The sequence below is a fragment of the Kitasatospora sp. NPDC056800 genome, assembly GCF_042789775.1.
Lineage (GTDB): Bacteria > Actinomycetota > Actinomycetes > Streptomycetales > Streptomycetaceae > Kitasatospora.
The window spans coordinates 14012-29405 of sequence record NZ_JBHUAL010000119.1 but is presented as its reverse complement, the minus strand read 5'-3'; the positions used below and the strand labels follow the sequence as shown (position 1 = coordinate 29405).

12 protein-coding genes, 1 pseudogene and 1 riboswitch are annotated in these 15394 nt (G+C 74.6%); of the genes and pseudogenes, 9 read left to right on the top strand and 4 right to left on the bottom strand.

Annotated elements, in window-relative coordinates; all coding sequences use genetic code 11:
* The 4 genes from ACFRQN_RS24435 to ACFRQN_RS24420 all read left to right on the top strand — a co-directional run.
* Window positions 1-2013: AMP-binding protein (locus tag ACFRQN_RS24435; RefSeq protein WP_380742098.1), on the top strand; the 2013-nt coding region annotated here is incomplete at its 5' end.
* A gap of 6 nt (window positions 2014-2019) precedes the next feature.
* Window positions 2020-3315, top strand: a complete 1296-nt coding sequence (locus ACFRQN_RS24430) for an MFS transporter (protein ID WP_049650866.1) — start codon at window positions 2020-2022, stop codon at window positions 3313-3315.
* An 83-nt stretch (window positions 3316-3398) separates the two neighbouring features.
* Window positions 3399-4211 carry a dimethylargininase gene (gene ddaH, locus ACFRQN_RS24425; RefSeq protein ID WP_049650865.1) on the top strand — a complete coding sequence of 271 codons (813 nt, stop codon included), beginning with the start codon at window positions 3399-3401 and terminating at the stop codon, window positions 4209-4211.
* Window positions 4212-4368: 157 nt separating this feature from the next.
* Window positions 4369-4593 (top strand): hypothetical protein, encoded by a 225-nt coding sequence (locus tag ACFRQN_RS24420; protein WP_117486792.1) that lies wholly within the window; start codon window positions 4369-4371, stop codon window positions 4591-4593.
* Window positions 4594-4672: 79 nt separating this feature from the next.
* Here the strand turns inward: ACFRQN_RS24420 and ACFRQN_RS24415 are convergent, their stop codons facing one another.
* Complete coding sequence (locus tag ACFRQN_RS24415; RefSeq protein ID WP_380742095.1) at window positions 4673-7909, bottom strand: BTAD domain-containing putative transcriptional regulator; 3237 nt, start codon at window positions 7907-7909, stop codon at window positions 4673-4675.
* A 330-nt stretch (window positions 7910-8239) separates the two neighbouring features.
* Between ACFRQN_RS24415 and ACFRQN_RS24410 the strand changes: the two genes are divergently transcribed.
* Window positions 8240-9373: a hypothetical protein gene (locus ACFRQN_RS24410; RefSeq protein WP_380742093.1), complete on the top strand. Its 1134-nt coding sequence runs from the start codon at window positions 8240-8242 to the stop codon at window positions 9371-9373.
* Window positions 9374-9458: 85 nt separating this feature from the next.
* Window positions 9459-9600, top strand: a riboswitch (SAM riboswitch).
* Between the two features lie 202 nt (window positions 9601-9802).
* Window positions 9803-10516, top strand: coding sequence for an IclR family transcriptional regulator (locus tag ACFRQN_RS24405; protein ID WP_049657219.1), 714 nt, complete (start codon window positions 9803-9805; stop codon window positions 10514-10516).
* A gap of 183 nt (window positions 10517-10699) precedes the next feature.
* On the opposite strand, the gene ACFRQN_RS24400 is transcribed toward ACFRQN_RS24405, so the two are convergent.
* Window positions 10700-11953, bottom strand: coding sequence for a threonine/serine exporter family protein (locus ACFRQN_RS24400; protein WP_380742091.1), 1254 nt, complete (start codon window positions 11951-11953; stop codon window positions 10700-10702).
* A 102-nt stretch (window positions 11954-12055) separates the two neighbouring features.
* Entirely contained in the window at window positions 12056-13021 is a 966-nt protein-coding gene (locus ACFRQN_RS24395; RefSeq protein WP_380742089.1) for an NADP-dependent oxidoreductase, read from the bottom strand.
* A gap of 79 nt (window positions 13022-13100) precedes the next feature.
* Between ACFRQN_RS24395 and ACFRQN_RS24390 the strand changes: the two genes are divergently transcribed.
* A complete protein-coding gene (locus ACFRQN_RS24390; protein ID WP_380742100.1) occupies window positions 13101-14123 on the top strand; it encodes a GlxA family transcriptional regulator in 1023 nt (340 codons plus the stop codon).
* Between the two features lie 34 nt (window positions 14124-14157).
* Here ACFRQN_RS24390 and ACFRQN_RS24385 read toward each other — a convergent pair.
* Window positions 14158-14448 (bottom strand): annotated as a pseudogene (locus ACFRQN_RS24385) (SMI1/KNR4 family protein); the annotation flags it as partial.
* 259 nt (window positions 14449-14707) lie between these two features.
* On the opposite strand from ACFRQN_RS24385, the gene ACFRQN_RS24380 reads away from it, so the two are divergent.
* Both ACFRQN_RS24380 and ACFRQN_RS24375 read left to right on the top strand, forming a co-directional pair.
* Window positions 14708-15106, top strand: coding sequence for a hypothetical protein (locus tag ACFRQN_RS24380; protein WP_143204771.1), 399 nt, complete (start codon window positions 14708-14710; stop codon window positions 15104-15106).
* 41 nt (window positions 15107-15147) lie between these two features.
* On the top strand, window positions 15148-15363 hold the full coding sequence (locus tag ACFRQN_RS24375) for a hypothetical protein (protein WP_074006460.1): 216 nt from the start codon (window positions 15148-15150) through the stop codon (window positions 15361-15363).
* Window positions 15364-15394 lie beyond the last annotated feature (31 nt).

Here is a 15394-nt window from a genome sequence, read left to right as displayed (position 1 = left end):
ATGGCGGGGGAGGAGAACCGGAAGTTCGCGCTGACGGCCTCGCTCTGCTTCGACGCCTCCTGGGAGGGCCTGCTGTGGATGGTGGTCGGGCATGAACTGCACCTGATCGGCGAGGACCTGCGCCTCGACGCGGCCGCGCTGGTCCGCCACCTCGGTTCGCACGGCATCGACGTGGTGAACGCCACCCCGTCCTTCGTGGCCCAACTCGTCGAGGAGGGCCTGCTGGAGGCGCCTGCGCCGGGCGTCGTGCTGGTGGGCGGCGAGGCCGTCGGCCAGGCGCTGTGGACGCGGTTGCGGGAGACCCCGGGGCTTCGGGCGTACAACCTGTACGGTCCGACCGAGTCCACCGTGGAGGCGCTGGAGCAGCCGCTCGACGGCTCGGACCGGCCGGTGCTCGGCCGGGCCGTCGCGGGGACCGCCGGGTACGTGCTGGACGAGCACCTGAACCCGGTGCCCGTCGGCATCCCCGGGGAGCTGTACCTGGCGGGCGCCGGACTGGCCCGGGGCTACCTCAACCGGCCCGCCCTGACCGCCGAGCGCTTCGTCGCCAGCCCGTTCGTCGCGGGTGAGCGGATGTACCGCACCGGGGACCTGGTGCGCCGCGCCCGTGACGGCGAGCTGGAGTACCTCGGCCGGACCGACGACCAGGTGAAGATCCGCGGCTTCCGGATCGAACTCGGCGAGATCGAGCAGGTGTTGACGACTCACCCCGAGGTCGCCGCGGCCGTCGTCCGGCCGGACGACAGCGGCACCCGACTGGTCGCCTACCTGGTCACCGACCGCCCGCTCGACCCGGCCGGCCTGCGGGCCTTCACCGCCGAGCGGCTGCCCGCCCACATGGTGCCCGCCGCCTTCGTCGCGCTGCCCACCCTGCCACTGACCGGCAGCGGGAAGGTCGACCACCGCGCCCTGCCCGCACCGGAGTTCGCCGCCCACCCGGCCGGCCGCCCGGCCCGTACCCCGCGCGAGCAGCTGCTCTGCACCCTGTTCGCCGAAACCCTCGGCCTGGAGCGCGTCGGCATCGACGACGACTTCTTCGATCTGGGCGGGCACTCCCTGCTCGCCATGAAACTGCTCTCGCGCGTCCGCACCGCCCTCGGTGTCGATCTCGGCATGCGGGCGCTGTTCGAGGCGCCCACGGTGGCCGGGCTGGACGGCCGGCTCGACCAGGGCCCGGCGGCCGACGCCCTGGACGTGCTGCTGCCCCTGCGCACCGGCGGCGACCGGCCCCCGCTGTTCTGCGTCCACCCGGCGGCTGGCATCAGCTGGGTCTACTCCGGGCTGCTGCGCCACCTCGACCCGGGGCAGCCGGTGTACGGCCTCCAGGCCCGCGGCCTGCGCGGCGGGGCGCCGGCCAGCGTCGCCGAGATCGCCGAGGACTACGTACGGCAGATCCGAGCCGTCCACCCGTCCGGCCCGTACCACCTGCTGGGCTGGTCCTTCGGTGCGGTGGTCGCCCAGGAGATGGCCGTCCGGCTCCAGGCCGAGGCCGCGCCGGTCGGGCTGCTGGCCCTGCTGGACGGCGGCCCGGCGGTCCGCACCGATGCCGCCCCGCCGTCCGAACCCGCCGACACGGTGGACGAGTTGCTGCGCTCGCTGGGCTACGACCCGGCGGACGGCAGCGGCCAGGCCGATCTGGCGGCGGTGCTCGGCGAGGCCGCGCACGTCCTGCCCGAGGTGTTCGACCGCCACCGCAAACTGATGGCCGAACACCAGCCCCAGCACTACCGGGGCGATGCCGTCTTCTTCGGCGCCACCCTCGGCAAGCCGGCCGACTGGCCGTACGAGGAGGCCTGGCGGCCTCACCTGGACGGGCTGATCGAGGGCCACCGGCTGCCGTTCGGCCACGGCGACCTGGCCCGGCCGGAGCCGCTCGCCCGGATCGCCGCCGTCCTCGCCGACAAGCTGCGGCCCGAGAGCGCCGGCACCACCGGCAACGCAGGCACCACCGACAGCGCCGGCACCACCGACAACGCCGAGAAGTCCCAGAACACCGAGAAGTCCGGAGCGTGAGCCGCGATGACCACCACCGTCCCGATCGAGTCACCGGCACCGCCGGACCGGCCGCGCAGCAGGTGGGGCCTGTGGGCCCACGGGGACTTCCGCCGGCTCTGGATCGGTGAGACCACCAGCAACTTCGGCACGGCCGTCGGGAGCGTGGCGCTGTCCCTGGTGGCCGTGGTCACCCTGGGCGCCAGCCCCCTCGCGGTGGGCGTGATCAACGCGGCCGCCTGGCTGCCCTGGCTGTTCCTCGGCCTGCTGGCCGGCGCCTGGGTGGACCGCTGGCCCCGGCTGCGGGTGATGCTGGTCTGCGACCTGCTGCTGCTCCTCCTCTTCGGCAGCGTGCCGGTGGCCAGTTGGCTGGGGGTGCTGTCGCTGGCCCACCTGGTGGTGGTGGCCCTGCTGACCGGGGCGGTGAAGGTGTTCTTCTCCACCGCCTACGGCGCGGTGCTGCCCACCCTGGTCGGCAAGGCCGACCTGCTGGAGGCCAACGTCAAGCTGCGCTCCGGCGCCTCGGCGGCCGAGATCGCCGGCCCTGGCGCGGCCGGTCTGCTCTCCCAGGCGTTCGGCGCCGCCAGCGGGATGTTCGCGGACTCGCTCACCTACCTGGTGTCGGCGGTGTTCCTGCGGCGGATCAGGACGGAGGAGCGCCCCCCGCCGGTGTCCGAGCGGCGCGGCATCCCGCGCGAGATCGGCGAGGGCGTCCGGTTCCTGCTGCGCGACCCGTACCTGCGGACGTTCGCCTGCTTCGCGGCGGTCGGCAACCTGGGGCTGAACGGCATCCAGGCGGTGCAGACGGTCTTCCTGGTGCGCAGTGTGGGGCTCGAACCGGGCGCGGTGGGCGGGGTGTTCGCGCTGGTGAGCGTCGGCGGACTGGCCGGCGCGATGCTGGCCGGACGGGTCGCCCGCAAGCTGGGCAGCGCCCGTGGGCTGCTGGTCTGCGAACTGGTGGTCGCGCCCTTCATCCTGCTGCTGCCGCTGGCGGGCGACCGGCTGCCGCTGGTGGTCAGCGCGCTCGCCTGGGCGGTCGCGGTCTGCGGGGTGGTGGCGGGCAACGTCCTCGCCGGCAGCTTCTCCCAGGGCTACTGCCCGCCCGCGATGATCGGCCGGATCCGGGCCAGCTCCGCGACCCTCAACTACAGCGCGATCCCGGTGGGCGCCCTGCTCGGCGGCTACCTCGGCGAGGCGATCGGCGCCCGCAGCACGATCTGGCTGATGGCGGGCGTGCTGCTGTCGGCGGGCGCGGTGCTGCTGGCCAGCCCGCTGCGCGGCCTGCGCGACTTCCCGACCCGGCCGCCGGCCCCCACGGCCTGACCGGCCCCCGCCTGCACCGCTCGCACCGCCCGTACCGCCCGTGACGCCCCTGCCGCCCGTACCCGACTTCCGAGGAGCTTCCGATGGCCCGCACCGCCCGCCCGCGCCACTACCTGATGTGCCGTCCGACCCACTTCGACGTCACCTACGCGATCAACCCCTGGATGGACCCGGCGAAGCCGGTGGACACCGACCTGGCCGTCGCCCAGTGGGAGCGGCTGCACGCCCTGTACGGCGAGCTCGGCCACCGGGTCGACCTGATCGACCCGCTGCCCGGCCTGCCCGACATGGTCTACGCGGCCAACGGCGCCACCGTGGTGGACGGCAGGGTGCTCGGGGCGCGCTTCCGCAACACCGAGCGGGCCGCCGAGGGCCCGGCCTACCTGGAGTGGTTCCGTGCGCGGGGCTTCGAGACCCGCGACCCGGAGTACGTCAACGAGGGCGAGGGGGACCTGCTGACGACCGCGAGCTACGTGCTGGCCGGGCGGGGCTTCCGCAGCGTGGCCGACGGACACGCGGAGGCGCAGGAGTTCTTCGGCCGCCCGGTGGTCGGCCTGGAGCTGGTCGACCCGCGCTTCTACCACCTGGACACCGCCCTCGCCGTGCTGGACGGCGACGAGATCATGTACAACCCGGAGGCCTTCTCGGCCGGCAGCCGTGCCGTGCTGCGGCGGCTGTTCCCGGACGCGCTGCTGGCGGACCGGGCCGACGCGGAGGTGTTCGGCCTCAACGCGATCAGCGACGGCCTGCACGTGGTGCTGCCGGAGGCGGCCGTGGGACTGGCCTCGCGACTGCGCGAGCGCGGCTTCCGGCCGATCGGGATGGACCTCAGCGAGCTGCTCAAGGGCGGCGGCAGCGTGAAGTGCTGCACCCTGGAGATCCGCGCGACGGCCTGAGCGGGCGGCCTGAGCGGGCGGCCCACCGAGCACCGGTGATCATTGGTGATCACCGGTGCTCGACTGTAGATCGACCGTTGAACGCTCCCGGCCAGACTGGTGCCACACCACGACGGAACCCCTTCCCAGCAGGGAAGCGAGCCGAGGAGTACCAGAGATGACGCAGCGTCCGGCCACCACCATCCGCACCCGCCTCCGGCTGTTCACGGTCGGCCTCGGGGTGACCGTCGCCCTGGGCGCCGGCCTCTCGGTGACGGTCGCCGGGGCGGCGGCCGACGCCGGGGTGGCGACGGTGGTGAGCGGCGGCGGCGCGACGCCGACGCCCACCCCGACCCCCACCCCGACCGGCGGCAACGGCGACTGGAACAGCACCGGCTCCTGAGCACACCGGCTCCTGAACACATCGGTTCCTGAGCACATCGGTTCCTGAGCACACCGGAACCGCCAGCAGGATCGATTCCTCAGCAGCCCGAGGAGAGCCGGTCGGCGGCCCGCCGGACCGCCCGGCCCGACGGGGTCGACGGATCCGGACCCTCGGCCCGGGGCAGCAGCCCCGCCACCTCCGCCGCCTCCGGCAGCCCCAGCCGGACGAAGATCCGGTGCGCCTCCCGCAGCCGTCCGTACGCCTCGGCCTCCCGCCCGAGGTCGGCCAGCGTCCGGCCCAGCACCAGCAGCGCGTGGCCCTGGTCCCGCTCGGCACCCAGCTCCTCGCACAGCTCCAGCGCCTGCCCGGCGTGCTCCAGCGCCTCCTCCGTCCGGCCGAGCGAGCGCAGACTGTCCGCCATCCGGTAGCGGGCGTGCCCGGCCCGGGCCCGCAGACCGGACGCCGAGGCCACCGCCAGGCACTCGCCGAACCAGGTGACCGCCTCCTCGTGCCGCCCCAGCCCGTGCAGTGCCAGCCCCAGCACGTACAGCGTGTACGCCCGGCCCGGATCGTCGTTCCGGGTCCGCAGCTCGGCCAGCGCCTCGTGGCAGATCGGCACCGCCTCGGCGGCCCGCCCGCTGCGCACCCGGGCCAGCGCCGCGTTCACCGTCGTCACCAGCGCCCCGGAGCGGTGGCCGAGTTCGCGGGCCAGCAGCAGTGCCTCGTCGTAGTGCCCGACGGCCTCGTCGTAGCGGCTGAGGAACTGGCAGACCAGGCCGAGGTCGTTCAGCGCCTGGCGCAGGATCACCGTGTCGCCCGCCGCGCGGGAGGCGGCCACCGCCAGCCGGGAGGCCGCCTCCGCCTCCTCCAGCCGGGTGGCGGCCAGGGCGACGTTGCCGCGCAGGAAGTGCGCCCGACCAGCTGCCCGGTGGTCGGCGCGGTGGACCGCGGCGGCGGCCAGGGCCTCCGCGGTGGTGGCCAGCTGGCGGCTGGGCGGGGCGAGGACGAACGGCGTGAGCGCGATCAGCAGGTCGATCGCGGCGCGCAGCGGGTCCGTGGTCGGTCCGTCGGAGGGGTCCGGTGCCGGGCCGTCGGAAGGCCCGCCGGTCGGGCCGTCGGTGTCGTCCGCGACGCTCCAGCCCGCCACCTGCGCGGCCAGCGCGATCGCCCCGGAACCCTCCGCCTCGGCCCAGGCCCGCGCCCCGTCCGGGCCGTCCAGCGGGACGCCCGCGCTACGGGCCGGCCCGAGCGCGCCGGCCGCCGGATCCCCGGGGACGGCGTGCTGGAAGGCCGAGCACGCGGTGGCCAGCAGGTGGTCCAGCATCCGGTCACGGGCCGCGACGGCCGCGCCGGGATCGTCCGGACGGCGCCGGGCGAACGCGCGCAGCAGGTCGTGGAAGCGGTAGCGGCCGGGGAAGGGCGACTCCATCATCGCCACGTCCACCAGGGCCTCCAGCAGGTCCTCGGCGTCGTACTCGTCCAGGTCCAGCAGGGCGGCCGCGGCCTGCAGCCCGAGGTCCGGCCCGTCCACCGAGGCGGCCAGCCGGAACGCCCGGGCCTGGGCGGGCGTCAACTGGCGGTAGCTCAGCTCGAAGGCCGCCGCCACCTCCAGGTCGCCGATCCGCAGCTCGTCGATCCGCCGCCGCTCGACCGCCAGCCGGCGGCCCAGCGTCTGCACCGTCCAGCTCGGCCGGGCCGCCAGCCGGGCCGCCACGATCCGGACCGCGAGCGGGAGGTGGCCGCAGACGAGCAGCAGCTCCCGGGCGGCCTGCGCCTCGGCGGCCAGCCGCTCGGCGCCGATGGTGCGGCCCAGCAGCTCCAGCGCCTCCTCGGGCTCGAAGACGCCGAGGTCGGCCTGGACGGTCGCGGGCAGGCCGGACAGCCGGGTCCGGCTGGTGGTGAGCACGGCGCAGCCGACGGTGCCCGGCAGCAACGGTCTGATCTGCGCGGTGTCGTGGACGTTGTCGAGCACCAGCAGCAGCCGCCGGCCGTCCACCGCCGAGCGGAACAGCGCCGAGCGGGCGTCCAGCCCCTCCGGCACCGCGTCGGCCGGCACGCCGAGCGCCACCAGGAAGCCGCTGAGCACCGCCTCCGGATCGGCCGGGGTGGCGTCGGCGCCCCGCAGGTCGACGTAGAGCTGCCCGTCCGGGTAGGCCTCGCGCACCCGGTGGGCGACGTGCAGGGCCAGCGCGGTCTTGCCGACCCCGCCCATGCCGACCACGGTCGCGATCACCAGCGCCTGCTGGCCCGGTGCGCCGGGGTTTCTGTCGGGCGCCCCTCCGTGCGCCCCTCCGTGCACCCCGCCGAGAGCCTTGCCCAGCCGTTCGACCAGGACCGATCGGCCGGTGAAGTCGGCCGCGTCGGGCGGCAGTTGGGCCGGTCTGGGGGTCGGTGTGCTGCTCCCGGCCGGGGCGGTGTTCCCGGCCGGTGCGGTGGCGGGAGCGTTCGGTGCCGCCGGTCCGGAGGGCGGGTCCGGTGCCTCGGCCCCGGGCGCGGCCGGCTCCGCCGGACCGGCGGCGGCCGGGCCCGGGACGAGCGCGGCGGGGACGAGCGCGACGGAGGGTGCCGGGGCGGCGAGCGACGGGTCCCCCTCCAGGATCCGCTGGTGCAGCAGGTCCAGCTCCGCCCCGGGCGCCACCCCCAGTTCGGCCAGGAACAGCTGACGCGCGCCCCGGAACACCGCCAGCGCGTCCGCCTGCCGCCCGGCCTGGTACAGCGCCCGCATCAGCAGCCCGTACGCCCGCTCGTGCAGCGGGTGCTCGGTGGTCAGCGAGGTCAGCTCCGGGATGCACCGGGAGTAGCGCCCCAGCGCCAGGTCCAGGGCGATCCGCTCCTCCAGCAGGGTCAGCCGCAGCTCCTGGAGCCGTTGGCGCTGCCGCTGCGCGAACGGCCCGGGGATGCCGGCCAGCGGCTCGCCCTGCCACAGCTCCAGCGCCTGGTTCAGCAGGTCGCGCGCCTGCTGCGGCTCCCCGGCGGCCGCCGTGCGCTCGGCCTGCGCCGCCAGCTCCTCCGCCTGCGCCGCGTCCACCGCGTGCTTGGGCAGCACCAGCCGGTAGCCGTCCCCGACCGAGGTCAGCACGGTCGGCGCGTCCGGCGCCTCGCCGTGCAGGACCTTGCGCCACCGCCAGGCGTAGGTGCGCACCGTCGTCATCGCGGTGCCCGGCGGCTCCTCGCCCCACAGGGCGTCGATCAGGTCGGTGGCGCTCGCGCCGTGGCCGGGCCGGAGCAGCAGCACCGCCAGCATCGCCTGCTGCTGGGGGCTGCCCACCTTCAGTACGGTCGCGCCGCGCTGCGCCCGCATCAAGCCCAGCACCGAGAACCGGAAATCATCCATTCCTGCACCTGCCCGCTTCATGTGCTCGCCCCCGCCCGCACGTGCCACCCCCGAATTGGTGAGTCCCTATCAACCCACGGGACCTGGCGGGATGTCGAGAGATCGTCGACCCGGTGGTGATCCGGTGTTGATCGGCCGTCGCCACAATCGGTGATGTGGCGCCCGCAGTCGGCCCGGCCCCTCACCGCCGGACCCGCCACGTCCCCGGTCGCCCGACCGCCGACCGGCGACCCCCACGGCTCTCGGAGGCGGACGCCCATGAACACGGACCGGAACAGCGACCTGAGCACCGGCCGGAAAGCGGATCCGAACGCGGAACCGAGTACGGCGTTGAGCACGGACCTGAGCACCGACCGGGCCACGGACCGGCAGGGCGGCCTGGATACCGACCTGCTCCACCGCCTGCTCGACGTCGACCCGGCCGACGGACCCGTCGAACTGCTCCACCGCGCCCGGGGCGAGCGCCACCTCCCGTACCTGGTGCTCGCCGCGCTCGCCCGGGAGGACGTCCGGATGGGCGCGCACGCCCGGGACGAGCTGCGGCGCGCCCGCGACCGGGTCGAGTGTTACGCCCGGGTCGCCCGCGACCTCGCCGACGCCACCGGGGTCCGCCCCATCCGCGACCTGCCGCTGGCCGGCTACTACCCGCCCGACCTGCCCCGGCCGCTGGCCGAGCTCAGCCTCGTCAGCCCCACCGAGGCCTCGCTCTGGCAGGCCGTCAACCGGCTGGTCACCGACCACCCGGTGGAGTCCGTGGAGGTCACCCTGCTCGGCGAGCGCCCCCGGCACACCGCCGTCACCCTGCGCTGGCCGGCCGGGGACCCGCTGCTCGACCCGTGGTACCAGGTGCGGGTCGCGACCGCCGCGCTCCCCGGCGACCTCGCCACCGTCCCGGTCCGCCCCTACCTGGCCGCCGACGACCACGTCGAATGCCTGATCGCCCTCGCCGAGGAAGGGCTCGGGCGCACCTTCCTCGCGGGCGACGTGATCGACGTGGCCCGGCTCGCCGGGCAGCCCTACGAGCCCGTCGAGACCGCCGCGGTGGTCGCCGCCTACCGGCTCGCCCCGGAGGCCGCCGCCCTCCTCGACCTCGCCGCCGAGCACGTGCCGCTCGGCGCCCTGCGGGACGTCCGCACCGTCCTGGAGGCCGAGGTCGCCCCCGAACTCCGCCGCCGGACCTCTGCCGGCACCCCGCCGTGCCACGGCACCTCGCCGCGCCACGGCACGCTGCTGCGCCGCACCGTCATCCGGCACCAGTGGGACGAGGCGCTGCTGCTCCCGGCCGGCGACGCCACCCTGCTGCTCACCCCGGTCGCCGACTACCTGCTCGGCCCCGAGGGCACCCGGCCCACGGACCGCGAGCGCACCGCCGCCCTCGCCGCCCTCCACGCCTGGGACGCGACCCTCCCCGGCAGCCCGGACGGGGCCCCGTGCACCGGCCTGTCGGGGCCGCGCCACCGCTGAACCGGCCCCGCGGGGCGTGGCCGAGGGCGGGTCGAGGGTGGGGGGACTTGCCGACCCGCCCCGGATGTCTTGTATCGTTCCTGGCGAATCATCCAGAGGGGTGGAGGGACCGGCCCTACGAAGCCCCGGCAACTCCCCGTTCGACCCGGCGTCCGAAGTACGCGCCGTGTTGGCGGGGGCAGTGCCAACTCCGGCCTGTCGCCACTGTGGCGCGGGAAAGATGAGGAGACACGGTGCTCTCTGTGCTGTCCTTCGCCCGGGCGCTTCCCGCCCCGGTCCTTTCGCGTACCCGTCTCGTGCCCGGCGCAGGCAATCGGCCGACTTCTCCGGCCTGTCCTCGCTGACCACACCCCCCGGCTCCCCGCCAGGAGCCGCCGTGAGCAGCGCGGACCCGCTGCTCCCGGGCCTTGAGACTGGAGTACCCATCCCATGGAGAACACGAGCGGCGTCGGCGTGCTCGACAAGGTCACCTCGATCCTCGGCACTCTGGAGGCCGGGCCCGCCACCCTGGGCGGCCTCGTCGCGGCCACCGGCATGGCGCGGCCCACCGCCCACCGGCTGGCCGTCGCACTCGAACACCACCGCCTGGTCAGCCGGGACGTGCAGGGCCGGTTCATGCTCGGCCCCCGCCTCGGCGAGCTCTCGGCGGCCGCCGGTGAGGACCGGCTGCTGGCCGCGGCCGGCTCGGTCCTCGCCCAGCTGCGGGACGCCACCGGCGAGAGCGCCCAGCTCTACCGGCGGCAGGGCGAGGTCCGCATCTGCGTGGCCGCCGCCGAGCGGCTCACCGGCCTGCGCGACACCGTTCCGGTGGGGGTCACCCTCCCCATGAAGGTCGGCTCCGCCGCCCAGATCCTGCTCGCCTGGGAGGAACCCGAGCGCCTCCACCGCGGCCTGCAAGGGGCCCGCTTCACCGCCACCGCGCTGAGCGGCGTGCGGCGCCGCGGCTGGGCCCAGTCCGTCGGCGAGCGCGAGGTCGGGGTCGCCTCCGTGGCCGCGCCCGTCCGCGGCCAGTCCAACCGGGTGGTGGCCGCCGTCACGGTCTCCGGGCCGATCGAACGGCTCAGCCGCCACCCCGGCGCCCAGCTCTCCCAGGCCGTCGTCGAGGCGGCCCACCGGCTCACCGAGGCCCTGCGCCAGCCCTGACGGGGGTTCCGAGGCTCTCGGATTCCGAGGTTCCGGGGTTCCCTGGTCACGGGTTCCGAACCTCGGGTTCCGAGACTCCAGGCTCCGGGGCGCACCTCCGCGCGCCCCGGGGCCCGGTTCCGGCCCCTACCGGTCCCGGGTCCGGCTTGGCTCGGGCCCGGCTCGTGCCTGGTTCCGACCGGCTCAGGCCCGGTGCGGCAGGCCGGTGAGGCTGGGGCGGGGGATCCGGCTGATCACCGCGCCGATCAGTGTGCCGATCGACACCCCGAAGACCGCCGAGACGGCCGCCAGCAGCGACTGCGCCCCGTTGCCGACCTCGATCTGCGCGGTGTTCAGCAGACCGAAGGAGCCCGGCACGACGATCCAGAACGCCGGGAGGTAGAGCACCTGCCAGAGCGGACCGCCCGGCAGCCAGTGCACCAGGGTGGCCGCGACCGCGGCGGCCACGGCACCGGCCAGGCCGCCGATCGCCGCGCCGTGCACCGACCCCACCGCCACCTGGGCGGTGACACTCACCGCGATCACCGCGACGATCCACGGGATGGCCGAGGGCGGGGTGTGGACGTTGACCACCACCCCGGCCACCGCGATCGCCAGCCCCAGCGCGATCACCCACCAGCTCGGCTTGGCCACCTGCACGTTGGCCAGCGCGGTGGACGGCATGCCGATCGCGGTCGCGGCCGCGGCCACCCCGGCGAGGAACAGCGTCAGCTGCACGGCGCCGGAGACCAGCCGGGCGGTGCCCGCGTTGGCGGCGCCGGCGGCGATCTCGGACAGCCCGGTGACCAGCAGCCCGCCCGGCAGCAGGATCGCCAGGGTGGCCACGATCGTCCGCAGCGGCCCGTCCAGCAGCGAGGCCCGCGCGAGCGCCAGGACCAGCAGTGCGACCAGGAACCCGGCCGTGACGGGCAGCAGCGGCCGCAGGTGCGGCCGCCGCCGGGCGAGCACGGTCAGGCCCACCACGATCAGCGAGCCGAGCCCGGCGGCCAGCACGTTCGCCACCACCGGCTGCAGGAAGATGCAGACCCCGACCCCGACCGGCAGCGCCCCGAAGTCAGCCACCCACGCGGGCCAGCGGGCGGGCGCCCGCCGGATCCGGTCCAGCTCGGCGCGCGCCCGCGGCCCGTCGAGTTCGCCCGCCCGCAGCCGGTGCACCAGGTCGAGGACGTCGGCCGTCTGCTCGAACCGCAGGGTGCCGCCGAGCGGCTGGAACCTGGTGGCGCCGTCCGGGTCCAGAGCCACGAACAGCCCGTTGGTCAGCGCGGCGACCTGGACCTCCGGGGCGCCCAACGCCCGCCCCAGTACGCGGAGTTCGTCCTCGACCTCATGGACGGGCAGGCCGCCGCCCAGCAGGGCTTCGCCCAGGTCGAGCAGGAGACGGCAGAGCGGGTCGGGCGGGGCGTCGGCGTCCCGGACCGATGGAGACTTGCTAGGCATGGCAGGTATCGTCCCACCCTGCCCGATTCGGTCTGAATCTGCCCCGGTCTGTTCGCTTCCCGAGCGCCTGCTGCTCCCGGGGTCCAGGTAGCCGCTAGGCCGCTACGGGCGGACGGTGAGGACCAGCTTGCCCGTGACCCGGCCGGTCTCGCCCTCGGCGTGGGCCTTCGCGGCCTCCGCGAGCGGGTAGGTGGCGGAGACGTGCGGGCGCAGCTGCCCGGCTTCGACGAGAGCGGCGATCGCGGCCATGCCCGCCCGGTCGTGCTCGACCAGCAGGGCCTTCGCCGTCACGCCCAGCTCGGCGGCGCGCTCGGCCACCTCGTCGATCCCCTGGGGCAGGATCGACACCAGGACGCCGCCGGGCCGGAGGGTCTCCAGGGAGCGCAGCCGGTCGTCGCCGCCGAGCGGGTCGAGGACCACGTCGATGTCGCGGGCCTCCGTCACGAAGTCGGCCGTCCGGTAGTCGATGACCTCGTCCGCGCCCAGGCCCCGGACGAAATCGTGCTTGGCGGCGGACGCCGTACCGATGACGTACGCGCCGCGCGCCTTGGCGATCTGCACGGCGACGTGCCCGACGCCTCCGGCCGCCGCGTGCACCAGGACCCGCTGCCCCGGCCGCAGCCCCGCCGTGTCGACGAGGGCCTGCCAGGCGGTGAGCGCCACCAGCGGGAGCGCTCCGGCCTCGACGTGGCTCAGTACGGGGGGCTTGGGCACGAAGGCCCGGGCGGGGCCCACGGCGTACTCGGCGTGCGCGCCGGCGCCGTACGGGTAGGGCAGCATGCCGAAGACCTCGTCGCCCGGGGTGAAGAGCGAGACGCCGACACCGACCGCCTCGACGGTGCCGGAGACGTCCCAGCCGAGCGTGAACGGCGGCTGCCCGAGGAAGTAGCCGCGGTCGCGGTGCTTCCAGTCGGTGGGGTTGACCCCGGCGGCGTGGACGGCGACGAGGACCTGGCCGACGCCGGGCACGGGCCGCTCGACCTCGGCCTCGTGGAGGACGTCCGGGGTGCCGAGGGCGGTCTGGGTGATGGCCCGCATCGTGTTCGTGCTCGTGGAGTTCGTGGTCATGGATCCAGCCTGCGGCCGCGCCCCTGACCAGCGAAATGGCAAGATTGCCAAAGACCGATAGAATCGTGCCATGCCTGCGATGGAACCCTGTGGTCCCCTCGGTTCTGGCGGCCCCGGCGCCCGGCCGCCGCACCGCGTCGTCGTCCTCGCCCTCGACGGCGTCTACCCCTTCGAGCTGGGCATCCCTAACCGGGTCTTCCCCGGGGTGCCGGGCGCGTACGAGGTGGTGACGTGCGCGGCGACGGAGGACCGGACGGTCGCGACCAGCGCCGACTTCACCATCACCGTCGGGCACGGGCCCGAGGCCCTGGAGAGCGCCGACACCGTCGTCATCCCGCCGTACGCCCTGCACCGCGCCACCGCCGACCTGCCGGAGCCCGAGCGCGCGGCCCTCGCCCGGATCCGCCCCGGCACCCGCATCGTCTCCATCTGCACCGGCGCGTTCGCGCTGGCCGCCGCCGGCCTCCTCGACGGCCGCCCCGCCACCACCCACTGGGCCCTGGCACCGGCCTTCCGCCGGATGTACCCCCGGGTCGCCCTGGACGCCGACGTGCTCTTCGTCGACGACGGCGACATCCTCACCTCGGCGGGCGCCGCCTCCGGCCTCGACGTCTGCCTGCACCTGGTGCGCTCCGACCACGGCAGCGCCGTCGCCAACCAGGTCGCCCGCCAGTGCGTGGTCCCGCCCTGGCGCGAGGGCGGCCAGGCCCAGTACATCGAACAACCGGTGCCCCCGGAAGGCACCAACGGCACCGCCGCCACCCAGGCCTGGGCCCTCCAACACCTCGACCGCCCGCTCGCCCTCCGCGAGCTGGCCGCCCACGCCCGGATGAGCCCGCGCACCTTCGCCCGCCGCTTCCAGGACGAGACCGGCACCAGCCCGGGCCGCTGGCTGATTCAGCAACGCCTCCACCGCGCCCGCCACCTGCTGGAGACCAGCGACCTCCCCGTCGACCGCATCGCCACCGAGATCGGCTTCGCCACCGGCGCCTCCCTCCGCCAGCACCTCCACGCCGCGATCGGCGTCTCCCCCCAGACCTACCGCACCACCTTCCGCGGCCACCCCGGCCCCCAACCCCACCCTGACCACCGCCCGACGTAGGAAGTCGGCAGGCCCGACTTCCTACGTCGAATCGTTAGCCGCCGCCGAATCGACGAGCGAGGAGCCGGGGCGAGGTGAGCCCCGGAGCCCGGTTGTCCTGTCCGGCAGCCATGTGATCGAGCCACCGCTCATACCAGGCGAGAAAGTCCGGGGCCGAGGAGACGTTCGGACCCCAGAAGCCGTCTGCGTTGCCGACGACCACGCGCCCGGCGAGAGGGCCGGTCATGCCGACGAGGGCGAGATCGCTGCAGCCGCGTTCGATGACGTGTAGGAACAGGTCACCACGGCGGGTGGGACGGTAGGCCCGGCTGAATCCCCTACCGCCCATGGTGGTGGGGATGCCGGGACGGCGCACCCCAGGTCGTCGACAATGAGAACGGATGGGTCGGTTTCCACTACTACGTGGCGCTGAATCGGCTCTTGTACTGGCTCTGCCGGTCAACAGGGTCCCTCATCGGTCTCGCCCGACGAAGTCGTTGAGCGACAACGTGAGTACCTGTTTCTGATGGCACGCGAACGAGCCGAGGTGCGTGGTGGGCGACGGGGGCTGTCACTGCTGGTGTGGCAACGAGTACGTTGATGGGGTGGATGAACCGACGGTCCCGACAGCGGGTATGACGATCAGCGTTCGGACGCGCCAGGACGTGGTGATCGTTGATCCCGAGCGCTTCCTCGCCTCGGCCCGCCAGGCGTATCGCGAACTGTCTCCCGATGTCACCGAGGAGACCGCGTCCGAGATCGTCAACGATGTCCATGAAGCTGTGTTCGTCCTGCTGGAGCGGTTCGGCCACCTTGCAGCCGATGCGCCGAACACGTTCGCCGGCCTTCCCGGCCAACGGACTTTTGATCGTTCGGATGGTCTTTCGCCTGCGGGCGAACGCAGGCAGGTCGTGCTCGACGATCCGATGCCGTTGCAGGACTACGGCTGTTTCGGACCGGAGGACCCGTTCGTCCTTCCAGGGGATGCTATTGAGCGTCCGTAGGCACATGGAGATGTCGCCGTGCCCTCTGCGATGCTCGGCTCATGCGCGTGAGTTTCGACGGTGTCACCCCGGTGCCGCGGATGCTGCTGGTCAGCGAGTTCCTGCTCCGCCCCGACTTCCGGGTCGAACTGGACGGGTCGGTATTCGTCGCGGTCGGCGACCGAGTCTCGTACGAGGACGGCACCATTGCTGTGACGTGCCCGACCGGTCAGCGACGCAGGCATCCGGCCCGAAACAGCTACTGGATCTGCCGCTGATCGCAGCGATCGTCAACTGGCCCTCGCACCG